20 protein-coding genes and 1 tRNA gene are annotated in these 25707 nt (G+C 61.0%); 11 read left to right on the top strand and 10 right to left on the bottom strand.

The window, feature by feature from the left end:
* Positions 1-312: 312 nt before the first annotated feature.
* The 5 genes from NLY42_RS06875 to NLY42_RS06855 all read left to right on the top strand — a co-directional run bounded on the left by NLY42_RS06875 (position 313) and on the right by NLY42_RS06855 (position 4762).
* The gene (locus tag NLY42_RS06875; RefSeq protein ID WP_023673234.1) at positions 313-852 is read left to right on the top strand and encodes a sigma-70 family RNA polymerase sigma factor; all 540 of its coding nucleotides are present in this window, start codon (positions 313-315) and stop codon (positions 850-852) included.
* On the top strand, positions 849-1571 hold the full coding sequence (locus NLY42_RS06870) for an anti-sigma factor (protein WP_023755365.1): 723 nt from the start codon (positions 849-851) through the stop codon (positions 1569-1571). The genes NLY42_RS06875 and NLY42_RS06870 overlap by 4 nt, the downstream gene beginning before the upstream one ends.
* A gap of 222 nt (positions 1572-1793) precedes the next feature.
* The gene (locus tag NLY42_RS06865) at positions 1794-2351 is read left to right on the top strand and encodes a fasciclin domain-containing protein (protein WP_023755366.1); all 558 of its coding nucleotides are present in this window, start codon (positions 1794-1796) and stop codon (positions 2349-2351) included.
* 210 nt (positions 2352-2561) lie between these two features.
* Positions 2562-3062 carry a peptide-methionine (R)-S-oxide reductase MsrB gene (gene msrB, locus NLY42_RS06860; RefSeq protein WP_023755367.1) on the top strand — a complete coding sequence of 167 codons (501 nt, stop codon included), beginning with the start codon at positions 2562-2564 and terminating at the stop codon, positions 3060-3062.
* 152 nt (positions 3063-3214) lie between these two features.
* Positions 3215-4762 carry an FAD-dependent monooxygenase gene (locus NLY42_RS06855; protein ID WP_032896152.1) on the top strand — a complete coding sequence of 516 codons (1548 nt, stop codon included), beginning with the start codon at positions 3215-3217 and terminating at the stop codon, positions 4760-4762.
* 116 nt (positions 4763-4878) lie between these two features.
* On the opposite strand, the gene NLY42_RS06850 is transcribed toward NLY42_RS06855, so the two are convergent.
* Both NLY42_RS06850 and NLY42_RS06845 read right to left on the bottom strand, forming a co-directional pair.
* Positions 4879-6480: a DHA2 family efflux MFS transporter permease subunit gene (locus tag NLY42_RS06850; RefSeq protein WP_023755369.1), complete on the bottom strand. Its 1602-nt coding sequence runs from the start codon at positions 6478-6480 to the stop codon at positions 4879-4881.
* Between the two features lie 21 nt (positions 6481-6501).
* Positions 6502-7683, bottom strand: coding sequence for an HlyD family secretion protein (locus NLY42_RS06845; protein ID WP_023755370.1), 1182 nt, complete (start codon positions 7681-7683; stop codon positions 6502-6504).
* A 146-nt stretch (positions 7684-7829) separates the two neighbouring features.
* Here NLY42_RS06845 and NLY42_RS06840 point away from each other — a divergent pair, with 146 nt between their 5' ends.
* Entirely contained in the window at positions 7830-8573 is a 744-nt protein-coding gene (locus NLY42_RS06840; RefSeq protein ID WP_023710413.1) for a TetR/AcrR family transcriptional regulator, read from the top strand.
* Positions 8574-8639: 66 nt separating this feature from the next.
* Here NLY42_RS06840 and yihA read toward each other — a convergent pair whose 3' ends face one another.
* From yihA to rpmH, 6 genes are all read right to left on the bottom strand, one after another.
* The gene (gene yihA / locus NLY42_RS06835; protein ID WP_023673242.1) at positions 8640-9299 is read right to left on the bottom strand and encodes a ribosome biogenesis GTP-binding protein YihA/YsxC; all 660 of its coding nucleotides are present in this window, start codon (positions 9297-9299) and stop codon (positions 8640-8642) included.
* Positions 9296-9934, bottom strand: a complete 639-nt coding sequence (locus NLY42_RS06830) for a CatB-related O-acetyltransferase (RefSeq protein ID WP_023681358.1) — start codon at positions 9932-9934, stop codon at positions 9296-9298. Before NLY42_RS06830 ends, yihA begins: the two co-directional genes overlap by 4 nt.
* Positions 9935-10252: 318 nt before the next feature.
* Complete coding sequence (locus NLY42_RS06825; protein WP_023755371.1) at positions 10253-10819, bottom strand: fasciclin domain-containing protein; 567 nt, start codon at positions 10817-10819, stop codon at positions 10253-10255.
* A gap of 345 nt (positions 10820-11164) precedes the next feature.
* Positions 11165-12979, bottom strand: a complete 1815-nt coding sequence (gene yidC, locus NLY42_RS06820) for a membrane protein insertase YidC (protein WP_023709266.1) — start codon at positions 12977-12979, stop codon at positions 11165-11167.
* Between the two features lie 14 nt (positions 12980-12993).
* The gene (gene rnpA / locus NLY42_RS06815) at positions 12994-13347 is read right to left on the bottom strand and encodes a ribonuclease P protein component (protein WP_023672264.1); all 354 of its coding nucleotides are present in this window, start codon (positions 13345-13347) and stop codon (positions 12994-12996) included.
* Positions 13348-13363: 16 nt separating this feature from the next.
* Positions 13364-13498 carry a 50S ribosomal protein L34 gene (rpmH, locus tag NLY42_RS06810; protein WP_008833937.1) on the bottom strand — a complete coding sequence of 45 codons (135 nt, stop codon included), beginning with the start codon at positions 13496-13498 and terminating at the stop codon, positions 13364-13366.
* 367 nt (positions 13499-13865) lie between these two features.
* Here rpmH and NLY42_RS06805 point away from each other — a divergent pair, with 367 nt between their 5' ends.
* The 3 genes from NLY42_RS06805 (at position 13866) to NLY42_RS06795 (ending at position 17549) form a co-directional block, all read left to right on the top strand.
* On the top strand, positions 13866-15398 hold the full coding sequence (locus NLY42_RS06805; protein WP_023755372.1) for an ATP-binding protein: 1533 nt from the start codon (positions 13866-13868) through the stop codon (positions 15396-15398).
* Between the two features lie 195 nt (positions 15399-15593).
* Positions 15594-15670: transfer RNA gene (locus NLY42_RS06800), tRNA-Arg, on the top strand.
* A gap of 97 nt (positions 15671-15767) precedes the next feature.
* The gene (locus NLY42_RS06795) at positions 15768-17549 is read left to right on the top strand and encodes a site-specific integrase (protein ID WP_023755373.1); all 1782 of its coding nucleotides are present in this window, start codon (positions 15768-15770) and stop codon (positions 17547-17549) included.
* A 162-nt stretch (positions 17550-17711) separates the two neighbouring features.
* Here NLY42_RS06795 and NLY42_RS06790 read toward each other — a convergent pair whose 3' ends face one another.
* Together NLY42_RS06790 and NLY42_RS06785 are read right to left on the bottom strand one after the other, a co-directional pair.
* On the bottom strand, positions 17712-19163 hold the full coding sequence (locus tag NLY42_RS06790) for an argonaute/piwi family protein (protein WP_023755374.1): 1452 nt from the start codon (positions 19161-19163) through the stop codon (positions 17712-17714).
* The gene (locus NLY42_RS06785) at positions 19163-21043 is read right to left on the bottom strand and encodes an SIR2 family NAD-dependent protein deacylase (protein WP_023755375.1); all 1881 of its coding nucleotides are present in this window, start codon (positions 21041-21043) and stop codon (positions 19163-19165) included. The genes NLY42_RS06790 and NLY42_RS06785 overlap by 1 nt, the downstream gene beginning before the upstream one ends.
* Before the next feature lie 387 nt (positions 21044-21430).
* Between NLY42_RS06785 and NLY42_RS06780 the strand changes: the two genes are divergently transcribed.
* Positions 21431-23398 (top strand): ATP-dependent nuclease, encoded by a 1968-nt coding sequence (locus tag NLY42_RS06780; RefSeq protein ID WP_023755376.1) that lies wholly within the window; start codon positions 21431-21433, stop codon positions 23396-23398.
* Positions 23395-25248 (top strand): UvrD-helicase domain-containing protein, encoded by a 1854-nt coding sequence (locus NLY42_RS06775; protein ID WP_023755377.1) that lies wholly within the window; start codon positions 23395-23397, stop codon positions 25246-25248. Before NLY42_RS06780 ends, NLY42_RS06775 begins: the two co-directional genes overlap by 4 nt.
* The last annotated feature ends 459 nt before the right edge of the window (positions 25249-25707 follow it).

The raw sequence follows: 25707 nt of genomic DNA, 5'->3' as shown, positions 1-25707 counted from the left end.
TCGGGTCCATGGCGCGCAGGCAAGCGGCGGATGCGCAATGATCGGGTTGCCTCGGCGCGCGCGATCGCAGCATCGACAACGTCCGGCGGCGAGATCTCGCCTCTGTGCAACAGCTCTGCCAAGCCGGTCGCATCGTTCTCCCACAGCATCCGTTCGGCCGACATTGCTGTTCCCCTATCTGCGGGAGGCTAACGACAGCCGATTTCCTTGGCAACCGACCGGCGATTACTGGCGATCGGGCGCGGACATCGATTGCGTGGACAACAACATTTCTGCCTTTGCAAATAAATTGTGATCGCTTAGCTTGTCCGTATGACGCCGCAGGATATCTCCACCCTGATTGTCCGGACCTCGATGAAGGATCGGACTGCGTTCGATCTGCTTTACCGGCAAACCAGTGCGAAACTTTTCGGCGTGTGCCTTCGTGTATTGAAGGATCGCGGAGATGCGGAAGAAGCGCTGCAAGAGGTCTTCGTCAAAGTGTGGACGAAGGCGGATCGTTTCGCTGTTTCTGATCTCAGCCCAATCTCCTGGCTGGTGGCCATAGCACGCAATCATGCGATTGATCGCATCCGGTCGCGACGCAAGCCTGCTGCCGATATCGATGCCGCGCTCGACGTGGCTGACCCCGGTCCCGGGCCAGAGGCTATGGTTGTTGCGGGCGGTGAATCCGAGCGCATCTATCAGTGCCTTGAAGAGTTGGAACAAGACCGGGCGCAAGCCGTTCGGGGTGCGTATTTGAACGGCGAAAGTTACGCCGAGCTCGCGGAACGTCACAAGGTTCCGCTCAACACGATGCGGACATGGCTGCGCCGCAGCCTGTTGAAACTTAGAGAATGTCTGGAAAGATGACCCTGGCAGAAGAAAATGGACCGGAACGTGGAGGCGACGACCTGCTCGCAGCCGAATACGTTCTCGGCGTGCTGCCGGCGGATGAGCGCCAGATAGCCTCCGGACGCATCGACGCGGAGACCGGCTTTGCCCGTCTCGTCGATTCCTGGGAAGTGAACCTCTCGCCGATCGCTGCCGCTTATGCTGAGGTAGAGCCGCCGGCCACCATCAAGCCGGCTATCGATCGCCGGCTGTTCTCCTCCACCGCGGCGTCGACGACGGCCCCGAGCGGCAGCCTGTGGTCCAGCCTTAGCTTCTGGCGCGGCCTCACCGCAGCGGCTCTCGCGGCCCTGGTGCTCTATGTCGCCGTGCCTTACGTCAGGTCGCCGGTCGTCGTGCCGCAGGAGCGCCTCGTCGCCTCGCTGGCTGCCGAAGGCAGCGATGTCAAATACCTCGTCGTCTACGACGCTTCCCGCCGCGATGTTGGCCTGTCGCTGGTTTCGGGCGAACGCGCCGCCGGCAAGGACTTCGAACTGTGGATGATCGAAGGCAAGAATGCGCCGGTCTCGATGGGTGTCATTCCCGCCGGCCAGGTCACGCACATTCCGGTTACCCCGGCAGTGCAGCAGAAGCTGGCGCAAGGCGCCGTGCTTGCCGTCAGCGTCGAGCCGACGGGCGGTTCGACGACCGGACAGCCGACCGGACCGGTCGTTGCCGCGGGCGACCTGAAGGGCATCTGATAAATCGTAAAACCATGACGTCACAATGAAGACAGCGGAAGTACATCTTCCGCTGTTTTCGTTTTGGATACGCTGCTGGAGATTAGAGGTTCGATCTCCGGAGATTAATTCGTCGACAAAATAAAGGAAATTTTTCCCGGCGCGCGGAAACTCAGGCAGTTCTATTTCGTATCTCCTCATGTTCCGAAAGAGGAAACAATAACCCCGAGGAGTTCGAACACTATGCGTAGAATCGCCACCCTTTTGCTCGCCGGTACCATTGCCGGCTCCGCCCTCGCCACAATCGCCTATGCCGAGAATCCGATGGTTGGCGGCGCCGCCATGTACGCCAACAAGAACATCGTCGAGAACGCCGTCAATTCGAAGGACCACACCACGCTGGTCGCCGCCGTCAAGGCTGCCGGCCTGGTCGAGACGCTGCAGGGCGCAGGCCCGTTCACCGTCTTCGCGCCGACCAATGAGGCCTTCGCCGCGCTTCCGGCTGGCACGGTCGAGACGCTGCTCAAGCCCGAGAACAAGGACAAGCTCACCAAGATCCTGACCTGCCATGTCATCGGCGCTAAAGCGATGGGCGCCGATGTCGCCTCGATGGCCAAGGCCGATGGCGGCACCCATAAGGTCAAGACGGTCGGCGGCTGCGAGCTGTCGCTCAAGGCTGACGGCGGCAAGGTCACCGTGACCGACGAGAACGGCAATGTCGCCAATGTGACGATCGCCGATGTCGAGCAGTCGAACGGCGTCATCCACGTCATCGACAAGGTCCTGCTGCCGAAGATGTAACAAAGCCCTGCCGCCGACGAACAGGCGGTAAGCTCCTGCAGATTGCGCGGCCCCGCCCCCGTGGGCCGAGCAAACGACCGAGCGCTCCATCCCGTCCGCAACAAGCGCGGAGCCGGTGTGGAGCGTTCGTTTGCAGGGCAACCGTCACCGGCTTTTGATTTTCCAGTGGCGGCCAAATCTGGCAAAACAACCCGCAGGAGGATTTCTGTCATGAACCGTCGCGACTTGCTTTTGAGTGGCGTCGCCGTTGCCGCATTTGCCGCCGCGGTGGCAACGCTGCGCATGGGCGGACCCCAACCCGCCAGAGCTGCTGAAACCTTCGAGGTCACCAAGACCGACGCCGAGTGGCACGCCATCCTGTCGGATGAAGCCTTCAACGTGCTGCGCAAGGAAGGCACCGAGTATCCCGGCACCAGCCCGCTGCTCAACGAGCACCGCAAGGGCATTTTCGCCTGCGCCGGCTGCGACCTGCCGGTCTATTCCTCGGAGACCAAGTTCGATTCCGGCACCGGCTGGCCGAGCTTCTGGCAAGAGATTGCCAACGCCGTCGGCAAGACCGAGGACCGTTCGCTGGGCATGACCCGCACCGAGGTTCATTGCCGCCGCTGCGGCGGTCATCTCGGCCATGTCTTCGACGATGGCCCGGCGCCGACCGGCCTGCGCCACTGCATCAACGGCGTTGCGCTCAGCTTCAAGCCGGCAACTGCCTGACCGTTCGGCGTCTTTTAGCGGGGTGGGGATTTGGAGCCGGCGTGACGACCGCCTCCTATCTCTTGAAATGGGGCGAAAACAGTCAACTTCAAGAATTGGCAGACGGTTTTTTATGCGTAGTTTCCGCAGCCCTAACGAGAGGGCCAGAATCTATGCAACCAACCAAAGCACGGGCTCGCGACGGCGAGCCCAAATCGACCGCCAAATCGACCGACGGTGTTGATGCGGACCGGCCGCGAATATCCCATTCCGTGGTGATCGCCGGCGGCGGCCCGACCGGGTTGATGCTGGCCGGCGAGCTTTCCCTGGACGGCATCGATGTCGCCATCGTCGAGCGGCGCGAGAACCAGGATCTCGCCGGCGCGCGCTCGGGCGGCCTGCATTCGCGCACCATCGAGATCTTCGACCAGCGCGGCATTGCCGATCGGTTCCTGTCGCAAGGCCAGACCGCACAGGTCGCAGGCTTCGCCGGCGTTTCGCTTGATATCAGCGACTTCCCCACCCGCCACAATTACGGGCTGGCGCTGTGGCAAAAGCACATAGAGCGCATCCTTGCCTGCTGGGTCGATGAACTTGGCGTCACGGTCTACCGTGGCCGCGAGGTGACAGGCTTCGTGCAGGATGGCGGCGGCGTCGATGTCGCACTGAGCGATGGCGGGTCGCTTCGTGCCGATTATCTTGTCGGCTGCGACGGCGGCAGAAGCCTCGTGCGCAAGGCGGCGGGCATCGAGTTCCCCGGTTCCGAGCCGACAACCAGCAATTTGATCGCCGAGGTCGAGGTAACGGAAGAGCCGCAATGGGGTATCCACCGCGATGCCATCGGAATTCACGGCCTCAGCAGACTGGAAGACGGTACGGTGCGGGTGCTGGTGACCGAACGCGAGGTCGGGGCCGGCGGCGTGCCCACGTTGCATGAGCTCAGCGAGGCGCTCATTGCCGTCTACGGTACCGATTACGGCGTCCACAATCCAACATCGCTGGCCCGCTTCACCGACATGACCCGGCAGGCAGCCTCATATCGCAAGGGGCGGGTGCTGCTCGCCGGCGACGCCGCGCATGTCCATCCGCCGGACGGCGGACAGGGTCTGCAGACCGGTGTGCACGACGCGGTCAATCTGGGCTGGAAGCTCGCCCAGGTGGTCACAAATACCGCGCCGGAAAGCCTGCTCGACACCTATCAGGCAGAACGCCACCCGGTTGCCGCGCGCGTATTGAAAAACACCATGGCGTCAGTCGCGCTCCGTCGCGAAGACGAGCGTACCAAAGCGTTGCGCGATACAATGGCCGAACTGCTCGCCATGGAAGAGCCGCGCAAGCGTTTTGCCGGGATGATGTCCGGCCTGGACATTCACTACGATCTTGGCGAAGGGCATCCGCTGCTGGGACGTCGCATGCCTGATCTCGACCTCGTCACCGCTGCTGGGCCGGCGCGGGTCTTTGCCCTGCTGCACGACGCCCGGCCGCTGCTGCTCAACTTTGAAAAACCCGGCGCTTTGGACATCCGCCCGTGGGCTGATCGGGTTCGGTCTGTCGACGCCAGCTACGATGGCGTCTGGGAGCTTCCGGTGCTGGGGGCAGTCGAAGCCCCATGCGCAGTGCTGGTCCGGCCTGACGGTTATGTGGCCTGGGTCGGCGGCCCTGAAGCAGCCGGGCTAACCGACTCGCTGACCAAATGGTTTGGGGCGCCTGCCGCAGCATAGCGCGCCGGGTGTTCGACCAAGGAGCTTGATAACGATCGATGCTTAAGCGTGACCCCGGAAATCGGGGGTGATTTCCGGGGTCACACATGAGGGCGCCAGGCGGGGGTCCGGCGCGCTCAATGGCCTCCGCCACCGCTGCCCGCGGGCGGCGCCGGCTTGGCGATGACCAGGGTGAAGACCGCCATGGTCGCGAACAGCACGGTCAGCATGGTGAACACGTCCATGAACGACAGCAGCGACGCCTGCTGCTGGACCATGCCCGACAGTTTGGAGATCGCCGCCTTGGTGGCGTCGAGGCCGGGAGTCTGCTGGAAGTCGAGCGTCATGTTCTGCAGCTTGGTCTGCGCCGCCGCACTGCCCCATTCCACATGCTCGGCCAGCCTGGCGTAGTGGAAGGCGCTGCGATCGATCAGCACGGTGTTGATGACGGCAAGGCCGACCGCACCGCCGAGGTTGCGGGTCAGGTTGAACAGGCCCGACGCGTTCTTCAGCCGGTCCGGCGGCAAGGTGCCGAGCGCAATGTTGTTGATCGGCACCATGCACAGCATCATCGAGCTGCCGCGCAGGATCTGCGGGATCAGCAATTCCCAGAAATCCCAGTCGGCGGTCAGATGCGTCATCCACCATGTGCCGGCAGCGAAACCGAACAGCCCGATCATCATCATGATGCGCAAATCCATCTTGCTCGACAGGATGCCGGAAATCGGCGCGGTGACGAACATCGCCAGGCCGCTGACGAACAGGGCTTCGCCGATCATCAAGGAATCGTAGCCGCGGATGCGTCCGAGGAACACTGGGTAGAGATAGGTCAGACCGTACAGGCCGATGCCGATGACGAAGGAGAACAGCGAACCGAAGGCGAAATTGACGTTGGTGAAGGCCCTGAGATCGACGATCGGCTCCTCGGCGGTAAAGGCGCGCCAGAAGAACAGCGCCGCACCGACAACCATGATGATGGCGCAGATGAACACGGCCTGTTCCTGCAGCCAGTCATGGTTCGGACCTTCCTCGAGCACATATTCCATGCAGCCGAGGAACGCCGCCATGCCGGCAAGGCCCCACCAGTCGAACTTGCTGAACAGGCCGAGATTGGGCTTGTCGAAATCGATCAGGGTCCAAGTCGTGACCGTCACCAGAATGCCTGGAATGACATTGATGAGGAACAGCCAGTGCCACGACATGGCATGGCTGATATAGCCGCCGACGGTCGGGCCGATGGTCGGCGCCAGCGTCGCCACCAGGCCGATCATCGGCGACACCATGGCGCGGCGCGACGGCGGGAAGATGGTGAAGGCGGCGGCGAAAACGCTCGGGATCATGCCGCCGCCGATAAAGCCCTGGATGGCTCGGTAGACGATCATCTGGTCGATGTTGGTGGCGGTCGCGGCCAGCGCGCTGGCCGCCGTGAAGCCGGCCGCGGCGCCTGCAAACAGCACGCGCGTCGACAGCATCCGGCTGAGGAAGCCCGACAGCGGGATCATCACCACTTCGGCGATCAGATAGGCGGTCTGCACCCATGGGATTTCGTCGGAACTGGCGCTGAGGCCGGCCTGGATCTCGGCCAGCGAGGCTGAGACGATCTGGATGTCGAGGATCGCCATGAACATGCCGAACACCATCGCCAGGAAGGCGATGAGGCGGCGCGTCGAGATGGTCGTCGGTACCGCCGGCATGGCAGGCGCCGGCGCCGCTCCTGCAGTTATGGTTGCGGTTGCCATGGCGTTGCTCCCGGCTTTCGCTCAGTTCGCCGTAGCCGGAGCCGTGCGGCTGTCGACGGCGACGACGACGCTCAGGCCGGCGCGCAGCCTGCCTGCCTTCAGCACATCGGCCGGCACGTCGATGCGAACCGGGATGCGCTGCACCACCTTGGTGAAGTTGCCGGTGGCATTTTCCGGCGGCAGCAGCGAGAACACCGCACCCGAAGCCGGCGCCAGCGACGACACCGTGCCTTCGAAATCATGGCCGTCCGTGGCGTCGACCGAGACCCGCACCTTCTCACCGGGCACCAGCTTGGCCAGCTGCGTCTCCTTGAAGTTGGCAACGATGTAGAGCTTGTCCAGCGGCACCACGACGGCGAGCTTCTGGCCGGGGCTGACGAGGTCGCCCTGCTCGACCGAGCGGTTGCCGACGACGCCGTCATAAGGCGCCTTGAGCACGGTGAAGGAAAGATCGCGCGCGGCCTTGTCGCGGTTCAGCCGCAGCGAAGCCAGCGTGCTGGCCGATTCGGCGCGCTGCGCTTCGAACACGCCGATATTGGCCTGTGCGGCTGCAATCTGCGCGTCGGCGCCGACGAGGGCTGCATTGGCCTGGTCGAGAGCGGTCTGGGCATCGTCCAGTTGCGCCTGTGTGCCGACATGCGTCTTGACCAGTTGCGCGGCGCGCTGCTGGGCGCGAGCGGCGTTGTCGGCTGCCGCCTGGTCGGCGACCTTCTGCGCCTGCGCCTGTTGCAGCGAAGCTTGCGCCGCCTTGGTCTGCGCGTCGATACGGTCGAGCGTCTTGGCCAGCGTGGCGATCTGCGCCTCCGCCTGGGCAACGGCTATTCTGTAGTCGCCGTCGTCGATCGTCAGCAGCGGATCGCCGGCCTTGACCTGCTGGTTCTCCGAGACCTTGACTTGATCGACATAGCCGGAAATCTTCGGCGAGACGAACGACATGTCGGCCTGGACATAGGCGTCGTCGGTCGAGATCAGGAACCGGCCGTCGGTCCAGTAATTATAGCTATACCAGGCGCCGGCGCTGAGCAGAGCGAGGCCGATGATCGGCAGCATGAACGAGCGAGCCGACCGCTTCTTCTTGGCCGGCACCTCGGCCAAAACTTCGGCGGCAGGCTTGATGGGCGCTTCCGGCGCTTCGATAACCGGCGAGACCTTGGCGTTGGGAAAGGGGCGGACTTCGGCGGTGGTTGGCGTGTTCGAGGACATGATATCTCGCTACCGTAGCTACATAAGGAAAATGTGTTATACTGAACCGTTCGGTTCGATGCGAACGTTGACATAGCGCTAAAGCAGGCCCATATCAAGAGCAATCGAACCGCTCGGTTCGAATTATTTCGCGAGGTGTGACTTTAATGGCCGACACGTTACCCGACGTCGAAAATGATCGGTGCGATGTGCTGGATAGTGCGCGTCGCGGCCGCCCGGCGGCGGGCCAGGATCCGGTCAAGCGCAGCCAGATCATTGAGGGCGCGCGGCGCGTGTTCATCGACAAGGGCTTCGAAGCGGCGTCGATGAACGACATTACCCGCGAGGCCGGCGTCTCCAAGGGCACGATCTATGTCTACTTCGCCAACAAGGAAGAGCTGTTCGAGGCGCTGATCGAGGAAGAGCGCGGCACCATCTTCAAGAACATGTACGACATGCTCGACCGCGCCGACGATCTGCGCCAGACGCTGGTGAAGTTCGGCAAGGTGCTGTCGATGAAGATCACCTCGGCCAAGGTCATCCAGGCGCAACGCACCGTGATCGGCGCCTCCGACAGGATACCCGACATGGGCGCGCGGTTTTACGAACGCGGCCCCAAACGCGGCCACGACAAGGTGGTCAAGTTCCTCAATGCAGCCATCGAACGCGGCCTGCTCAAGATCGATGATGTCGATCTTGCCGCCTATCAATTCACCGAACTGTGCCTCGCCGGCCTGTTTCGCCAGTGCATCTTCGCCTACCGCACCAAGGCGCCGAGCCAGGATGAAATCGACCACATCGTGCGGTCGGGCGTCAGCCTGTTCCTGAAGTCCTACGGCACTGAAAAGCTTGCCGAGGAAGAAAGCCACCAGATGATCGCGCTCGAGGCGAAGTCCAAGGCAAAGGCCTAGTTAGCCAAAGGTCTTTTTTCGCAACTCCGGACGGAAAACCGCTTCACACTTTTCCCGGAGTTGCTTTTAACCGCCATTGGCCGCCAGCACGATCGCCGCGCGCAGTTCGTCCAGACCCTCGCCCTTTTCCGACGACGTGGCGAGCACGAACGGAAACGCCGCCGGCCGCTTCTTGATCTTCAGTAATGTCTCTTCGATCAGCTGCGGCACGCCGGCGGCCTTGATCTTGTCGGTCTTGGTCAGCACGATCTGGTAGGACACCGCCGCCTTGTCGAGCAGCGACAGCACTTCGTCGTCCTTGGCTTTGATGCCATGGCGGGAATCGATCAGCACATAGACCCGCTTCAGCGTCACGCGGCCCTTGAGATAGTCGAAGACCAGCTTGGTCCAATCGTCCACCTTTTCCTTCGGCGCGCTGGCATAGCCGTAGCCCGGCATGTCGACCAGCGCCATTGGCGGCAAGTCGGTGCCTTCGCCGGAAAACCCGCCCGGCACGAAATAGTTGAGCTCCTGCGTGCGCCCCGGCGTGTTGGAGGTGCGCGCCAGCCCGTTATGGCCGACCAGCGCATTGATCAGCGACGACTTGCCGACATTGGAGCGGCCGGCAAAGGCGATCTCCGGCGGCCCCTCCGGCGGCAGGAACTTCATCGCCGGCACGCCGCGGATGAAGATCCACCCCTTGGTGAACAGGTCGGTTCCGATGACGGTGTTGCCCAGCGCGTTCAAATCGCTGCCTCTAGCCTGGAAATATCGGCGCCCCGAATGGCGTTGAGGTTGCGGCCGATCTTGTCCACCGGCCAGTTCCACCACGCCACGGAAAGCAGCCGCCTGACCGTCCTGTCGTCGAAACGCATCTTCACCACCTTTGCCGCATTGCCGGCGACGATCGCATAGGCCGGCACGTCATGCGTCACCACCGATTTCGCCGCCACGATGGCGCCATTGCCGACCGACACGCCGGGCATGATCACCGCATCCATGCCGATCCATACATCATTGCCGACCACCGTGTCGCCGCGCAGTTCCTGCGACCACGTCTTCGGGTCGAAGCCTTGCTCCCAGCCATGGCCGAAAATGTTGAACGGATAGGTGGAAAAGCCGGACATGGCATGGTTGGCGCCGTTCATGATGAAGCGCGCGCCCTCGGCGATGGCGCAGAACTTGCCGATGATCAGCTTGTCGCCGATGAAGGGATAATGATGCAGCACGCACCGCTCGGCGAATTTGTCCGGTCCGTCAGGATCGTCATAGTAGGTGAACTCGCCGATCTCGATATTCGGCGCGGTGACCAGGGGCTTGAGGAAGCCGACGCGGGTGTGCATCGGGATCGGGTGTTTGATGTCTGGGTTGGGTCCGTCCATGGCGAGATCCGTCGAGAGTGGCGCAAATTAAAGCCGCCATTCGAGATGGCGTGATCCGCCCTATAGCACCAATCGCCCGATGAGCGAGCCCTGCTGGGCTTCGATGTTCAGTTCGTGCCGCGGCAGATCACGATCAGGTCGACCGCCGCCGTCGGCTAAGGCGCCCTGAAACAAAAAAAACGGGGCCCTGCGAAGGACAAGCAGGACCCCGGTGGTGTCGAAGACGGCTTCAAAAGAATGGCACCTCCTCGTGAGGTGGGGAAGGCAGACCGAGAAAGCCCGTCGCAGCCCGCCGTCATTCCCCGTTGCGTAAAGCCGTTACTTCGGCAACAGCACCTTGTTGACGACGTGGATGACGCCGTTCGACTGGTCGACGTCGGCGACCGTTACCTTGGCGGCGCCGCCGGATTCGTCGACGATATAAAGCGCGCCTTTTTTTACCTCGGCGATCAGCGTGTCGCCGCTGACGGTCTTCATTTCATACTTGCCACCCATCGCCTTGGCCTTGGTCATCATATCCTTGGCCGAGATCTTGCCGGCCACGACATGGGCGGTCAGGATCTTGGTCAGCTTGTCCTTATTTTCGGGCTTCACCAGCGTGGCGACGGTGCCGGCCGGCAGTTTCTTGAAGGCGGAATCGGTTGGCGCAAACACCGTGAAGGGTCCCGCGCTTTCCAGCGTGTCGACCAGGCCGGCGGCCTTGACGGCGGCAACCAGCGTCTTGTGGATCGGCGAGTTGAGGGCGTTCTCGACGATGTTCTTCGAGGTCAGCATCGCAGCGCCGCCAACGGCGGGATTGGCGAGCGTATAGGCCGTCGTAGCTGCGAGGCCCGATAGAGCCAGGCCGGCGGAAAAGCAGAATGCCTTGAGGATGGACTTTGCCATTGGAGAACCCTTCTGGTGCGACAATTGTTGATTCGATTGTCGGGAAGAGTTACGCGGCGATTGCGGGAAAGTTTCGGTGCAGAGTAAAAAACGATAATGATAACAAATACTTAAAGGCGAATGCCCATTCCACGCGCCGCATCCCCGCGATGGACATGACGGGGTCACGGATCAAAAACAGCGGTCTTCGGATTAGAGCTGATCGGTGTTGATCGGCCTTGGCGGTACAAGCAGCAGCCACGCCGGTTGCACGCCGCAAGTTTCGCGCCTCACGGGAACGTGATGCGCGCCTCGTCCAAAAAAACCCCGGACGAGCCGGGGCTTTGATTGCCGGAATAGCGCCTTCTATTCAGCCGGCGAGGGTTTCTTTCGGAACAATGCCGTCAGATTGTCCCACAATTCGATCTTGGCGCCCTGGCGCTTCATGATCACGCCCTGCTGCAGGATCGACAGCGTGTTGTTCCAGGCCCAGTAGATGACGAGGCCGGCCGGGAAGCTGCCCATCATGAAGGTGAAGATCACCGGCATCCAGGTGAAGATCTGCGCCTGCGTCGGATCCGGCGGCGTCGGGTTCATGCGCATCTGCAGGAACATGGTGATGCCCATGACCACCGCCCAGGCGCCCATATGCGGCAGGAATGCCGGTGGCGCGAAGGGCAGCAGGCCGAACAGGTTGAAGACCGAGGTCGGATCGGGCGCGGCCAAATCCTGGATCCAGCCGAAGAACGGCGCGTGCCGCATCTCGATGGTGATGTAGAGCACCTTGTAGAGCGAGAAGAACACCGGGATCTGCAGCGCCACCGGCCAGCAGCCGGCGAGCGGATTGATCTTCTCGGTCTTGTACAGCTCCATCATCGCCTGTTGCTGCTTCATCTTGTCGTCCGCGTATTTCTCGCGGATCTCGAGCATCTTGGGCTGCACCTTCTTCATGTTCGCCATCGACGCATAGGATTTGTTGGCGAGCGGGAAGAAGAGGGTTTTGACGACGACCGTGGTGGCAAGGATGGCCAGGCCGAAATTGCCGAAGAATTTGTACAGCGTGTCGATCAGGTAGAACATCGGCTTGGTGATCCAGATGAACCACCCCCAATCGATCAGCCGGTCGAACAGCCTGATCTGCCGGTCCTGGGCGTAGGCGTTGATCTTGTTGACTTCCTTGGCGCCGGCGAAGATCTCGGTCTCCACCGTCGCCGACTGGCCGGCGGCAATGGTGATCGGGTCGGTGAGGAAGTCCGACTGGTAGCGCGGGCGGCCATTGTCGTAATAGGCATAGTGCGGCTGGAAGGGCTGCTTCTCGGTCGGCACCAGGGTGACCGCCCAGTATTTGTCGGTGATGCCAAGCCAGCCATCGGTCGATTTGCTCGGCGTATACAGCTTGTTCTTCTCGATGTCGGCGTATTTGTGCTCCTGCAGGCCTTCCGTGCCGGTGACGCCGATCAGGCCTTCATGCAGCACATAGGAGCTGGCAATGGCTGGCTTGTCGAAACGGATGACGCGGCCGTAATTGGACAGCGTGACCGGGGCCGAGCCTGAATTCTGCACCGCATCGGAAACGGTGAACATGTAGTCGCCGTCGACGGAGATCGTGCGCTTGAAGGTCAGGCCCTTGTCGTTGGTGAAGGTCAGCGTCACTGGCGTCGCCGGCGTCAGAGTCGCATTGCCGTCGACGCTCCAGACCGTTTCCGGGCCCGGCACCGTGCCGGTCGTGTCGCTGCCGACAAAGCCGATCTCGGCATAATAGCCTGTGGGCAGCGCCTGCGGATTGAGCAGCTGGATCTGCGGCGATGTCTTGTCGACCGTCTCGGTATAGTGCTTGAGCTTGAGGTCGTCGAGGCGGGCGCCGGTGAGGTTGATCGAGCCCGACAGGCTCGGCGTGTCGATGTTGACGCGGGCCGTCTTGGCCACTTCCTGCGCGCGGCCTTCCGGCGTCGTAACATAGGTGCCGGGCGCGTTTGGAATGGCGCCGGGCGCTGCGGGCGCCGGCGTGCCGCCGGGGTTGGCGGCCTCGGCCGCCTTCTTCTGCTCCGCCGCCCGCTGCTCTTCGATGCGGGCCGCCTCGCGCTGCTGTTCGCTGCGCGGCAGCACATAGAAATATTGCCACAGCCCGAGGATCAGCACCGACAAGACGATGGTGATGTAGAAGTTCCGGTTGTTTTCCATCGAAAGCCCTTGGCCTATCGTGTTCCGCTGAGACGGCGGGAGAGTTCGGCCTTCAACTGGCCGAACGGAATGGTGAGCACGTCTTCACGCCCGACGATGACATAGTCATTGCCGGGCGCCATGTCACTTGCGGCATGGGTGCGCACGGCTTCTTTCAGCCGCCGCCTGACGCGGTTGCGGACAACCGCATTGCCGACCTTCTTGGTGACGGTGAAGCCGACGCGCGGCGGCAGGCCGTCATTGCGGTCGAGAACTTCGACGAGAAAAAGCCGCCCGCGCCGCTTTTCACCGCGGCGGACGGCCAGGAATTCCGCACGTTTCAGAAGCCGCTTGGGGTTTGGTCCCACTGGCTTGCCGGTTGCGGGCAACGATCTCGTCTTCCGTTCAGGCGCTGAGCCGCTTGCGGCCGCGGTTGCGGCGAGCTGCGACGACGCCGCGACCACCCTTGGTGGCCATGCGAGCACGGAAACCGTGCCGGCGTTTGCGGACGAGTTTGGACGGTTGGTAGGTACGCTTCATTTGTTTTAATACCGCGGGGTGCGGCCCTTCTTGATTCTGTCACTGTGTAACAGGAGCTTTGCCGGGCCGGCATTGGCGCGATCGAAACCGCGCCGGGACGAATGGCCCGAGCGTGAGCGGCTTATAGAAAGAAGGGTTTTGGGAGTCAATCCAGCGCGAACTATGAGTTCGTCGCAGCGCGAACGCCAGTTCGTCGCAGTGCGAACTGCCAGTTCGTCACGACGCGACACCCCGTTCGTCGCGGCGCGAACACCCAGTTCGAGGCTATCTTTATTGCTGGCACCATCGTCCAACGAAGGATGAAATTGGCAAAAAAGCCGCAATCACCTAATCTCAACCGATCAAGCGTTTGTGAAGACAGGCCTTAATGAGCGAAGTTGCATCAGCGGATGAAGGGAGCGGCCCGGCGACAGCCGATGCCAGCCCGGCGACCGTTCGCCCGGTTGCGAGCCGTTCGGTGCCCAATCGTTCAGTGCCCTTGGCGCGCGGCCTGTCGACCAAGCTGCTCTTGCTCACCATTGTCTTCGTGCTCCTGGCCGAAGTCCTCATTTTCCTGCCCTGGATCGCCAGCTACCGCCTGGCCTGGCTGAAGGAGCGGCTAAGCACCGCTGCCGCGGTGTCGATCGTGCTGGTGCAGGGCGAGCCCAATTCGCTCTCCCGCGCCGCCCAGAACGACGTGCTGATGGCAATCGGCGCCAAGGCGATCGCGGTGCGCGACGGCGGCGTATCGCGCCTGCTGGTGGTGGCCGAGATGCCGCCGCAGGTCGACGAGCACATCGACATCGCCAATGTCGGCATGATCAAGGGCATGACCGGGGCGCTGGATACGCTGTTCTTCGGCGGCAAGCGCATGCTGCGGGTGTTCGGCCCGGTCGGCGACAGCGACAAGGAATTCGAGCTGATCATGCCCGACTATTCCCTGCGCAACGCCATGCTGCGCTATTCGCGCAACGTCGCCTTCGTCTCACTGCTGATCTCGCTGTTCACCGCAATGCTGGTCTATGCCGCGATCGACCTGATCATGATCGGCCCGATCCGCACCATGACGCGCTCGATGCTGTCCTTCTCCGAGGCGCCCGACGATCCAGGGCGCATCATCCACCCGGCCGCCCGCGCCGACGAGATCGGCGTTGCCGAGCGCGAACTGTCGCAGATGCAGGAACGGCTGCAAAAGATGCTGTCGGAGCAGAAGCACCTTGCCGACCTTGGCCTCGCCGTCTCCAAGATCAACCACGACATGCGCAACATCCTGGCCTCGGCGCAGCTGATGTCGGACCGCTTGCGCCTGGTCAAGGACCCGACGGTGCAGGCCTTCGCGCCAAAGCTGTTGCGCGCGCTCGACCGAGCCGTCTCCTATTCCGAAGGCGTGCTCCACTATGGTCGCACGCAGGAGCCGGCGCCCTCACGCCGCCGCTTGCGGCTGCGCCAGCTGGTCGACGACGTCCACGGCCTGCTCGACATCGAGGGCGGCATCGAATTCGTCAATGCCGTCGAGCTCGCCTTCGAGGTCGATGCCGATTCCGACCAGCTGTTTCGCGTGCTCACCAATCTCTGTCGCAACGCGGTCCAGGCGATGGCGGCCGACGCCGAGAGCGCGCTGGTGCGCCGGCTCGCCGTATCGGCCGAGCGCATGGGCAGCGTAAGCCGCATCATTGTCACCGACACCGGTCCCGGCCTGCCGGCGAAGGCTCGAGAAAACCTGTTCGCGGCGTTTCGCGGCTCGGCCCGCAGCGGCGGCACCGGCCTTGGCCTGGCCATCGCGCACGAACTGATCCGCGCCCATGGCGGCACGGTGGAGCTGGTCGAATCGATCGGCGGACGCACCACCTTCGCCGTCACCATCCCCGACCAGCCGGTCCGCCTCGACCAGGCCCGCAACGGCCTGCGCCGCCCGGCCTGAGCAGTATTGATATTCAGCCGAAGCCGGACTTTAGCTGAATCTCAGCACACCTTGATCGACACCGTCGAAAGCAGCTGCGACAAAACTTTTGCCGGATTGGCTTGCTTTTCGGAAATTCAGTCGCTAGGGAACACGTCTTGTCGCGGCCGGTCGTCAGGATCGGTTAGCGGGGCTATGTAAAGCATGGCCTGTTGCGCGCCCGTAGCTCAGCTGGATAGAGCACCAGACTACGAATCTGGGGGTCAGGAGTTCGAATCTCTTCGGGCGCGCCACTCTTCAAGCAAGTGCTTGAAATCGCTTAAGGCGTTGATTTTACTGCTATCTGATCCGCACGCGTGCTACTTTCGCGTGCTACATTCGGGGTGTAAAATGGCGCGCATGAAATACCTCCAACGTCGCGCGAACCGGTTCGAATTCCGGTTCGCTCTGCCTGACGACATAGCCGGCCGGCCGTTCCCGATGCCTTGGCCGGAAGAAATCGAATGGTGCGTGAACCGCAGGTCTGGCCGATTTAAGAACGAGCTGGTCAAATCGCTGCGAACCAACGATCAGCGAACAGCCGAACGAGCCGCCCTTCCTTTGATCGAAGAAGCCCACCGTCTCGTCGATCTTGCCAGGAAATCACTTACAGACGGGCCGCCGACCGAGATCGCGCCAGCTACGATCGATGCGCTTGCAGCTGCTCACACCGCGAGGTTGATGAGAAACGACGAGGCATTGCGCAGGAAGGGTCTTGGGCTCGACCTCGACACCGGTGCCTTTTCGCCAGATGGAGCCGGGATGACCGACGGTGACATTGCGGCGTATCGAGCAATCGTAGCCTCGCTCGACAAGTTGTCGCGTGATGAAGTTGCAAAAATGCGCGGCAGTGAAGCGATCCACCGGATCATCAACAAGTCGGTCGAGGACGCCGGGATAGTGCTCCACCCGGATGATCCCGCCTGGCGGCAGCTTGAGCTCTCGTTCATCAAGGCACAGAGGAAGGCCGTGCAAGCTATTACGGAGCGGCTGAACGGAGAGGAGATCGCATCCCCTGACCTCCCCACGACGAAAGCCCTGCCACTAGCGACCGCTCTAGCGAACTGGTCACAGTCGAACAGTCGGTCGGCTCGGAAGCCACGTCAGGAGTCAATCAACGAAGCGACGCGAGCCGTGCAGAGGTTCGTCGAGTTGCATGGTGACCTCGACGTCGGCAAGATCACCAAAACGCACACTCGTGAATTTCGCGACGCGCTCGCTCGCGTGCCGAAGCGACTGCCACACAAGCTGGCGAAGATGTGGTTGCCCGAATTGCTGAAGAACGATCTCACCGCCTACGAGCCAAGGGACGCTCAGACCATCAACAAGAGCCTGAATCTTCTCGCCGGCGTTCTGACCAAGGCTGAGAAGGACGGACACTTCGATGCCGCCTCGGGGTGGTCCAATCCGTTCTATGTAACCTTCGATGTATCAGCGATGGAAAAGGGCCATTACGAGCCGTTCAGCGTTGAAGAGTTGAACAAGCTATTTGCTTCACCGGTCTTCGTCGAAGGGAAGCGTCAACTCGGCGGCAAAGGCGAAGCCGCTTTTTGGTTCCCGGTCATTGCACTTTACGCTGGCGCGCGGCGATCTGAGATAGCGCAGCTCAGGCTCGGTGACATTCGCACCGGTGGCACCGGCTTTGCTTTCATCGACTTCAATGACGACGGCGATGACCAGAACCTGAAGACTACGAGCTCGGCTCGGTCGGTGCCGATCCATCGCGACCTCATCGCCGCTGGTTTACTCGACTATGTCGCTGAGCGAGCGAAGAAGGCAAAGGCTCATGATCCGCTTTGGGCCGAGTTCAGTTCACCAATCGGACCAAAAGCAAAATTGTGGTCGAAGTGGTTTGGCCGCTACTTGGGGGAGTACGCCGTCGACAGCCCGTCGAAAACATTTCACTCGTTCCGGCATACCTTCAAACGAGCTTGCCGCGAGGCCGGAATTTCCGAGGAAGTCCACCACGCGTTCACTGGCCATGCTGGTGGCGGCGTCGGCCGCAGCTATGGACGAATGCGCCGGAGCGACGGCGTGATGGATCGCGGCATCTCGCTGGAGCGCCTGCAGGCTGAGATCGATCGGGTTACCTACGATGGACTTGTGTTGCCGCGGTGGAAAAGCCATTCGTGAATTCGTACCAAGCTGCCACAGATGCCTGTTCTACGGGATGGCAGCAATGGGCCGATACCGGACTGGCAGCTTCCGGCAGAACTCTCAAATGAGCAGACATGCTGGAAGCACTTCGAAGGACGTGCTCAGCTACTAGACGCGACCGTTGCCGGACTCGGCGCCTCACATGAAAAGGCGATAGGGATAGGCCTTGCCGGGCAGATCGGGAACATTGGCTATGGTTCTAGCCAAGCGCTGGGAATACCGAATAGTCACCGGCACCGGATCGTAAAGTGCGTCGTTGTTCCAGTCCATTTTGGTCAACGCCAATACCTCGTGCGCGGTCAGGTGTAGCGAGCCGCGGCCGGCGTGCCGAACGATCTGCAAGGGCCTCGGGATGCTCTTTCCACCTTGGAAATAATCCGACTTGCTCGAAACTTGTGGTGCATTTCCAGCCACCCAAACCAATGCGGAGTTCCCGGATCTGATGACGACCGTTCCCCGCGGCACTGGATAGCCGGATGGTTTGGTCGGTGGCCTTCGTTGCCCGGATTCGATCAGCCAAACACCGCGCCATCCGGACGCGCCACCGACTTCCACGCACTCCACTTCCGGGATGCCAGCAAGGGCATCGAAGACGCCCTCGATCTCATCCGGCTTGAAGGCCGTGGTCTTGTGGATGATCAGCCTTCGGGGCAGGCCACCGCCGTTCCTGGCCTGATAGAGTTCAAGGCTTCGGGCAAGTACCGTGCGCATGTCGTCTCGGCTGAGGTACGGATTCCTCCGTGCTTCCGCGACATCGGCAATTGGATCTCGCGCCTCGAAAGCGACGAATTGCATTCCGCCACCGTCCATGTCGAAAACCTGCGAACAGCAGGTAATATAGTGGGCGTCGCGTTGGTCACCCCGCAACGCATAGGCTAACCCGATGTAAGCGGTGTCCTCGGGCACGCCCTTCAAAGGTGCCAGCTTCCACGGGATGCCCGCGGCCTTCACGTATAGTGCCGTCGAGAGGCGCCAAGCCAGGGAAGCCTTATGGGCGAACGAGAAAGCCCTGTCGTTCAACACCTGTGTCGGGATGTTGTAGCGTGCGCCCATGGCTTTGAGGGTGTCGTGAGCATCGAAGTATGGCCCATGGGTAGCCGAAAGCCAATTATCGGGAAAATGGACCAGAACGACGTCGAAGTCGTTGCGGACGGAATCTAGGCGACGGAGCGCCGCGTCCATTGCATCAGACAGGCGTTGCTGGGGCAGTCCGTCGCCCGGCAGTTGATCGAGCTCATCCGGCCACTTGACGTGCGCCTGGGCTGGGGCGGATTCTAGTGCAACGCGATACAATCGCTCGAAACCCGGATAGGCTGGAACGTATTCGGACCGGTCGGTAGGACTATGACTGCCCCGTAGTGACGCCATCAAGGCACCGCGCTGCCTGAAGGCGCTCTCCGGCCCGACGGTGGCAATCCTTATCTTGGATGCATATTTCCCAAATGAGTCTTTGGAGTAAGGGCCGAACTTCGTAAGACCCCGCAAGGGATGCACGTCGACGTGCGTCTGGTCGGTCGGCGAAAAGACGAGAAACGGCTCCTCGAGCAAGGCGAACGGCGGCATTTTCGATAGTAGGTGGGAGCTGTCCATCAGCGGCTCCGCTCGAAGTAGCCGTGATGATTGCCGGGACGGCTCCAGGCAGTAATCGACGAGACAAGGAATTCCGCGTCGATGCCCGAACCCGGGTCGAGACCGAAGGCACGTACCTTGCCGTCGGCGCCTTCAGTCAGCAGTAGTGCCCAAGCGTCGATGATCCTGGCCCAATTCCCGTTGTATCGCTGGGCCCAGCGCTCCCGCCGCCAGTCGCCCGCCGGGTCGCCTCCTCGCCGCGCGAACGGCTTTTCGAGTGGGGAAGCGACCGTGGCTTCGCTTTTATCGGCGGCAGTTTCGCGTGCGCGGGGGATGTCAACGAACGTGTGGGGCTCGAAGCCGCACCACCATTGCCCCGAGACATATTCCAGCTTGAGGAAAACACCCTCCTGGAATGGGAAGTCCAGCGTCGGCACGGTGCCGGTTAGGGATGTACCATAAGCCTTTCGCAAGCTCGAAAGGGCCCTGTCGCGCCATTGTACTTTGCCCGGTTCCTCGCCCTCACGCGGCCCTATGATGACCAGCGAATGCCCGGAGCGCTGGCGGCGTGCCCGAAGGGGACGGTGTCGAGAAAGCGCCTCGACCAGCGCGTCGTAGATTAGCCCGCGAACCCAACTCTCGTTAACTGCATCCAACTCGATCGTGCCGGAGATCTTGGGTCCGAGCGGCTGCAACGCGGCCAGTATTTCGGCATCATTGCCGAATGCCGCGAGCTCCCGACCGTTGGCGGCGACGATAGCTCGGCTCTTGGCGTCTTTGACCATTGTCCGCGCTGCGGGCGAAGTCGTCGCGTTTTCGAGAATGATCCGCCTCGCGGTGCGCGGGACCGCTACGACAGGTAATGCGGAAAGCCGCAGAACCGGAAATCTCCTGGCCTCCGCCGTAGGTAGATTGACGGGGATTAACCTCGCCTCCGATCGTCCCGCCATGACGTGGTCTTGAAGCACTGGGGGCAGATCGACCTGCTTGATCACGTCGGCGGCCAGTTCGTCGAACGTCCTGCACTCGACCACCGAGACGTCGACGCCGGCGGAGCGCGCGTTCTCGAGGAAAAGGGTCACTTCGGGCAGGAGCTTCGACGCGGACTGGGCCACCCAGAAGAGGCCGTTGGGAAAAGGCGGAGTCTTCGTCAGGACAGACGTCAACGCCTCCATAACAGAAGCATCCCTGCCAGAATAGCCGACGAAGACCATGCCAAAGCGCTGGCAGGCTTCGATCAGTACGTGCCGCATCCTAACGTCTTGGGCCGCCAATTCGGCATTGGTGTTCTTTATGTCTTCGGACTGATAGTCGCCGTGCAGCTTGGCGACGAGCGGCCAATCGGATTCCTTCAGGCTCCTCACCGCCCGGTCGGCGGAATCGAGTGCGGCAACGGTTGGCCGGGATTGCTGTTTTGCCGGCAAGAGCGCGCTCGCCGTCTGCGCCGCTTCCTCAATCAGGGAATCGAAATTTGTCGTGAAGACGCAATCGGTCTTCCGGGCCGCCATTAGGCTGCCGAGTACCCTATGACCGAAGGCGGGTGTGCCCTTGGCAATGGCGTCGTCGATGTACTGTCGGCGCAACCGCTCGTGCGGATAAACCGCTTCGAAGGCAGTCGCGTATTCCGTTGGGTCACCCTCGGGTGGAAGGATGCAAGTAGTTCGGAAGAAACTCGCAATGCGTTGGACCCATACCGGATCGCCGGTATCGACCTCACGTCTCGATATGTTGTTCTCCCGGCAGAATATCCGCGCCTTGAAGTCCGTTATCATAGAGTAGCCGGTCGGTATGCCCGAGGCTGCCGATGCCCCGGAACCGAGAAACCAGGAAATCAGGTTTGGCCGTAACGACATGACGGTGGCAAATTGATTTGCCGATATTGCTGGCAGGACACTTTGCAACGGAAGCCTTTTAATTTCATCGACACATTTGCCGAAAAATAGATTAAGCGCTCTAATTTCTTATGGAAGCCTATTACCAGAGACTAACAAGAATATACAAGTGGAGCCGTAACCTCGCCTTGCATATCAGATTGAGCGAGTTGGCACCATCATGCCAGCCGACGTCGAAGGGATGCAAGACAGTTCTGGGTGATGTCGACATGTGCGTTCACACGTCGTCTCTCCCGTTCGTGTTGGACGTAGTCATGACGGCAGTAGGCGGACCTAATGGTCAGCTGGCAGGTGCGGGGCTCCAAGCCTTCTCCTCTAAATTGAACTTGTCGAGTTCTTCTCTGCTGTCTTTCTGAGTATAGATTTTGCGTCGATACCGAAGGCGAGGGGCAATTTATGAAAATAGAGCAGCTGACTATCCACAACTTCCGATGCTTTGGGCCGGAGGGAGTGACGCTCACCTTCGAAGAGGCTGTTACGGCATTCGTCGGAAATAATGGGTCCGGCAAGACGGCGATTTTCGCCGCAATCCAAAAGACGTTCGGTACATCAAGCGCTCAACGGACGATCCGGAAATCCGACTTCCATGTGCCCAAGGACGGCGAGAAGCTCGAGTCGGAAACCGTGATGGTCATCGACTGCTTGCTTGGCTTCCCGGAGTTGGAAGAAGACGATGTGGATACGGATGCGATCCCCGAAGTTTTCAATCAGATGGCCACGAGCGGAGAAGAAGAGCCGCTAAAAGTCCGTATGCGCCTCGAAGCGAAGTGGATCGACGACGGCACGCCCGAAGGAACGATCGAAGAAGCGTTCCGGTGGGTGCGCGCAACGGACGACGATTTCGAATGGGACGAGTGCCAGGCGGTACAGGCCGTCGAGCGAAACTACATCCAGCTCATCTATGTCCCCGCCAACCGCAATGCAGCCGATCAGGTCACGAACCTGCTCAAAGGACGTCTGTGGCGCGCCGCCAAATGGTCTCAACAGATGATCGACCAGGCCGAGACATCGGCAGGCGCACTTCAAAACGAATTCGATACCGAAGAGGTCACGGAGTTTATCCTCGAACGGATCGAAACCCGATGGTCAGAGGTCTATACGGGAGACACGGACACGACGCCGAAGCTCAGACTAATCGAGGCCAGGCTCGAAGAGCTCGTTCGGCGCGCGGAGTTTGTATTCTTTCCCGACGAGGCCGGGCGGGAGCGCCGCCTTGAAGATCTCAGCGACGGACAACGCTCTCTCTTCCATATCGCGCTGACTGCGGCGACACTGGAGATCGAACGCGATGCCCTGCAGGGGGCCGCGGCGGACAGCGTATTCGATCAGGAGAAACTCCGCCGAACGTATCTGACGATCCTTGCGATTGAAGAGCCGGAAAACTCCCTCTCGCCGTTCTTTCTGTCCCGCATCATGCGCCAGGCACGTGACATCGGCGGCGCTACCGAGGCGCAGGTGATCCTCTCCAGTCACAGCGCCAGCATTCTTGGCCGGGTAGAACCTGAAGAGGTGCGATACGCTCGCCTAGACGCGGAGACCCGCGTGTCTTCGGTGAAAATCCTTACCCTTCCGGAGGAAGGCACCGAAGCTCGCAGGTATGTGCGTCTGGCAGTGCGTGCCTACCCCGAGCTCTACTTTGCGCGGTTCGTCGTGCTGGCTGAGGGAGAGTCGGAAGCGATAGTGCTTCCGGCTATTGCGGAAGCATCGGACTTCCCGCTCGACCGCTCGTTCGTTCCGATCGTGCCCTTGGCAGGGCGTTTCGTCGCTCACTTCTGGCGCCTCCTGTCGGATATCGAGATTCCCTATGCCACGCTTCTCGACCTCGATGCCGGACGGCAGCACGGAGGGGCGAAAACCGTGCAGTACGTCGTCGAGCAGCTCGCCGTTATCGACAACGACCTCAGCACCAACAAACTTGTCGTCGATGAGGAAATCGATCCGGATGCGATTGATGAGATCGACGACCAGGAACTCCTTGACCAGGATCAGGATCATCCTTGGCTCATGGCGCTGAGACTAGAAGGCGTGTTCTTCTCATCCCCGCTCGATATCGATTTCGCGATGCAGCAGATGTTCCCCGGTGCCTACCGGAAACCGAGACCGGGCGGCCGTGGCCCGAAGACAGGTGCGATCGCCCTTGCAGATAAGAAGAAAGTCACACTGAAGACGGAGGGAAATCCAGACCTTTACGATCACGGGTGGGACGCTGGCTTCATTTGGTATCCCTATCTGTTCCTCAGCGAAAGTAAGCCCGAAGCACACCTTCGCGCATTGAGCGAGATCGAGCCGGGAGACCTTGCAAGCTCTGCGCCGGCAGAGTTGAAAAGCCTCGTAGCCTACGTGAAGCGTAGGGTTAGTAAATGAGCCTCGTTCGTCCGGAAGACTGGGTGCCTCAAGGCATTGAAGAGCTTGAGGATCGTGCCTGGGAAGCACTTCGGGAAACCGGCAATAGCGTCTGCGTCACGGCCGGTGCCGGCGCTGGCAAGACAGAGTTTCTGGCGCAAAAAGCGTCTTACCTCCTGCAGACCGGACTCTGCCCAGCGCCCAAACGAATCCTCGCGATCAGCTTCAAACGCGACGCCGCGGAAACGCTTTCGGCCCGCGTGCGGAAACGGTGCCCCGAGGGACAAGCACGGCGGTTTGTGTCGCTGACATTCGACGCCTTCGCCAAAGGGCTTGTCGATCAGTTTCGTATGGCAGTGCCAGCCCAGTACAGACCGCCGGCGGATTATGAAATAGGCTTCCCGACCAACGACGCCTTGAACGACTTTCTACAGCGCGCCGGGCTTCACAACATCAACGCTCAGCAACTATCTCGAATCATCGCCGATGTTCGCATCGGCGACCCTAACCAAGTTGTGGCGGCGGATCGTCAAGCCGCGTTCGACGGATACTGGAACGATCAGCTACATGGGCGACCGACAGCCTATCTGACGTTTGCAATGATAAACCGGCTCGCAGAGTATCTGGTGCGCGCAAACCGCCGGATCCACGCCGCGATCCGGATGACATACCCGATCATCTTTCTCGATGAGTTCCAGGACACGCAGGGTGCTCAGTTCGAGCTACTTACCTCCGCCTTCGACAAAGACCACAACACTTTTACCGCGGTGGGAGACGACAAGCAGCGCATTATGGGGTGGGCGGGAGCGATGCCGAACGGCTTTGAAGTGTTCACGCAGCAATTCGATGCAAGACTTATTTCGCTACTCTTGAACTGGCGCTCACATACAGATCTCGTGGCAATTCAACATATTGTAGCGCAAAGCATCGACCCTAATGTCGAGCACGCGGTCGCACGCGGGGAGAAAGCGGTCGATGGCGATGTTTGCGCAATCTGGGATTTCGGGAGCGAAGAGGGAGAAATCGAAGGCCTCGCCGGCTGGATATCCGAACAGGTGGATGACGGTATTCCGGCGCACGAACTGGCAGTCCTCGTGCGAAACCACCCTGAACGTTTGGAGAAAGCGTTAGGACCTGCACTCGCCGAACTCGGTGTCCCTCTTCGAAACGTCGCGCGAAACGTCGGCTCGATCGCGATCCAGGACTTGCTCGCCGAAGAGCTGTCTGAGATTCTCCTACCGCTGCTTAGGCTCGGAGCCGAGAAGCGAAACCCCGAGGCATGGGCGTCTGCACAAGAGCAGCTGCGAAGGCTTGAAGCGATATCTCTCGACGACGAACTCGGACTTCAGCGATCGGCAGCGCGCACCGAAACCCTCGTAAAATCGATCAGGGGCTATATTGCCTCCCACAATCCGGAGGCTGGCAGTGCGGCAGGCGCTGTCGCTATCCTCATCGAGGAAATAGGCGAGACCGTTATAAGGCGCGCGACACCATCGTACACACGCAATGCCGACTTCGCTCGCGTGGTGGAAGGTTTTGAACGTCTGCTTTCCGAGTGCCTCGACGACGCCGAAACCTGGAGCGATGCCCTCGACCGCTTCGAGGGGCAGAACCAGGTGCCGCTGATGACCATCCACAAAAGCAAAGGTATGGAGTTCCATACGATCATCTTCTTCGGCCTCGATAGTAACAGCTGGTGGAGCCTAACCCCTAACCGGCCAGAGGAGATGAAATCATTCTTCGTGGCGCTCACTCGGGCAAAGCAGCGTGCGTTCTTCACGAACTGCAGCGATCGCGGCGGCCGGATTGCCTGGTTGGAAAATCTGCTCGGTGAACACGTGCCTCGCATCGCGAGCGAAGATATTGGCTGAGCGCTAGGACGACGGTCGCGAACGGCTTTTTAATCGAGATCGCTCGCCGGCACGAGCTTGTTATGCCCCTCTTCCACGACGTGAAGGTGCCCGTCGTCGGGAGCCAGCCCAAAGAGACTATGACGCCGATAGCCTGCGGCAAAAACTTGAGCCGCGGCTCCGTGTAATGCGTGTTGGCGGATTACATGATCGTCGCCGTTGTTCGGTCGAGCGCGTATCGACAACGGCGAAAGCTTTCTCCATCAATCCACGGCTCTAGGACCTGCCGCCACCCTGGGGGGCCTCTATCTCACAGCCGCCACTAAAAGCGACGCGCTTGGGACGGTCTTGCTGAGCTGGCACACGCATTGGCGATCCTACAGTCGTCTCTGCAGCAAAATGTTTGGATGGCCTTCGTCCGGCGACCGCCTCTAAAGTCCGATATAGGACCACTCGCGGTTCGTGTGCTTTCTATACGCG

It is taken from the genome of Mesorhizobium sp. C372A (genome assembly GCF_030323245.1).
GTDB lineage: Bacteria > Pseudomonadota > Alphaproteobacteria > Rhizobiales > Rhizobiaceae > Mesorhizobium.
This window is presented reverse-complemented; position numbering and strand designations above follow the sequence as displayed.

Bases quoted from the DNA above. Each gene is read 5' to 3' on its own strand.
- NLY42_RS06875 (WP_023673234.1), top strand. From the start codon at position 313: ATGACGCCGCAGGATATCTCCACCCTGATTGTCCGGACCTCGATGAAG.
- NLY42_RS06870 (WP_023755365.1), top strand. From the start codon at position 849: ATGACCCTGGCAGAAGAAAATGGACCGGAACGTGGAGGCGACGACCTG.
- NLY42_RS06865 (WP_023755366.1), top strand. From the start codon at position 1,794: ATGCGTAGAATCGCCACCCTTTTGCTCGCCGGTACCATTGCCGGCTCC.
- msrB (WP_023755367.1), top strand. From the start codon at position 2,562: ATGAACCGTCGCGACTTGCTTTTGAGTGGCGTCGCCGTTGCCGCATTT.
- NLY42_RS06855 (WP_032896152.1), top strand. From the start codon at position 3,215: ATGCAACCAACCAAAGCACGGGCTCGCGACGGCGAGCCCAAATCGACC.
- NLY42_RS06850 (WP_023755369.1), bottom strand. From the start codon at position 6,480: ATGGCAACCGCAACCATAACTGCAGGAGCGGCGCCGGCGCCTGCCATG.
- NLY42_RS06845 (WP_023755370.1), bottom strand. From the start codon at position 7,683: ATGTCCTCGAACACGCCAACCACCGCCGAAGTCCGCCCCTTTCCCAAC.
- NLY42_RS06840 (WP_023710413.1), top strand. From the start codon at position 7,830: ATGGCCGACACGTTACCCGACGTCGAAAATGATCGGTGCGATGTGCTG.
- NLY42_RS06830 (WP_023681358.1), bottom strand. From the start codon at position 9,934: ATGGACGGACCCAACCCAGACATCAAACACCCGATCCCGATGCACACC.
- NLY42_RS06825 (WP_023755371.1), bottom strand. From the start codon at position 10,819: ATGGCAAAGTCCATCCTCAAGGCATTCTGCTTTTCCGCCGGCCTGGCT.
- yidC (WP_023709266.1), bottom strand. From the start codon at position 12,979: ATGGAAAACAACCGGAACTTCTACATCACCATCGTCTTGTCGGTGCTG.
- rpmH (WP_008833937.1), bottom strand. From the start codon at position 13,498: ATGAAGCGTACCTACCAACCGTCCAAACTCGTCCGCAAACGCCGGCAC.
- NLY42_RS06805 (WP_023755372.1), top strand. From the start codon at position 13,866: ATGAGCGAAGTTGCATCAGCGGATGAAGGGAGCGGCCCGGCGACAGCC.
- NLY42_RS06795 (WP_023755373.1), top strand. From the start codon at position 15,768: ATGGCGCGCATGAAATACCTCCAACGTCGCGCGAACCGGTTCGAATTC.
- NLY42_RS06790 (WP_023755374.1), bottom strand. From the start codon at position 19,163: ATGGACAGCTCCCACCTACTATCGAAAATGCCGCCGTTCGCCTTGCTC.
- NLY42_RS06780 (WP_023755376.1), top strand. From the start codon at position 21,431: ATGAAAATAGAGCAGCTGACTATCCACAACTTCCGATGCTTTGGGCCG.
- NLY42_RS06775 (WP_023755377.1), top strand. From the start codon at position 23,395: ATGAGCCTCGTTCGTCCGGAAGACTGGGTGCCTCAAGGCATTGAAGAG.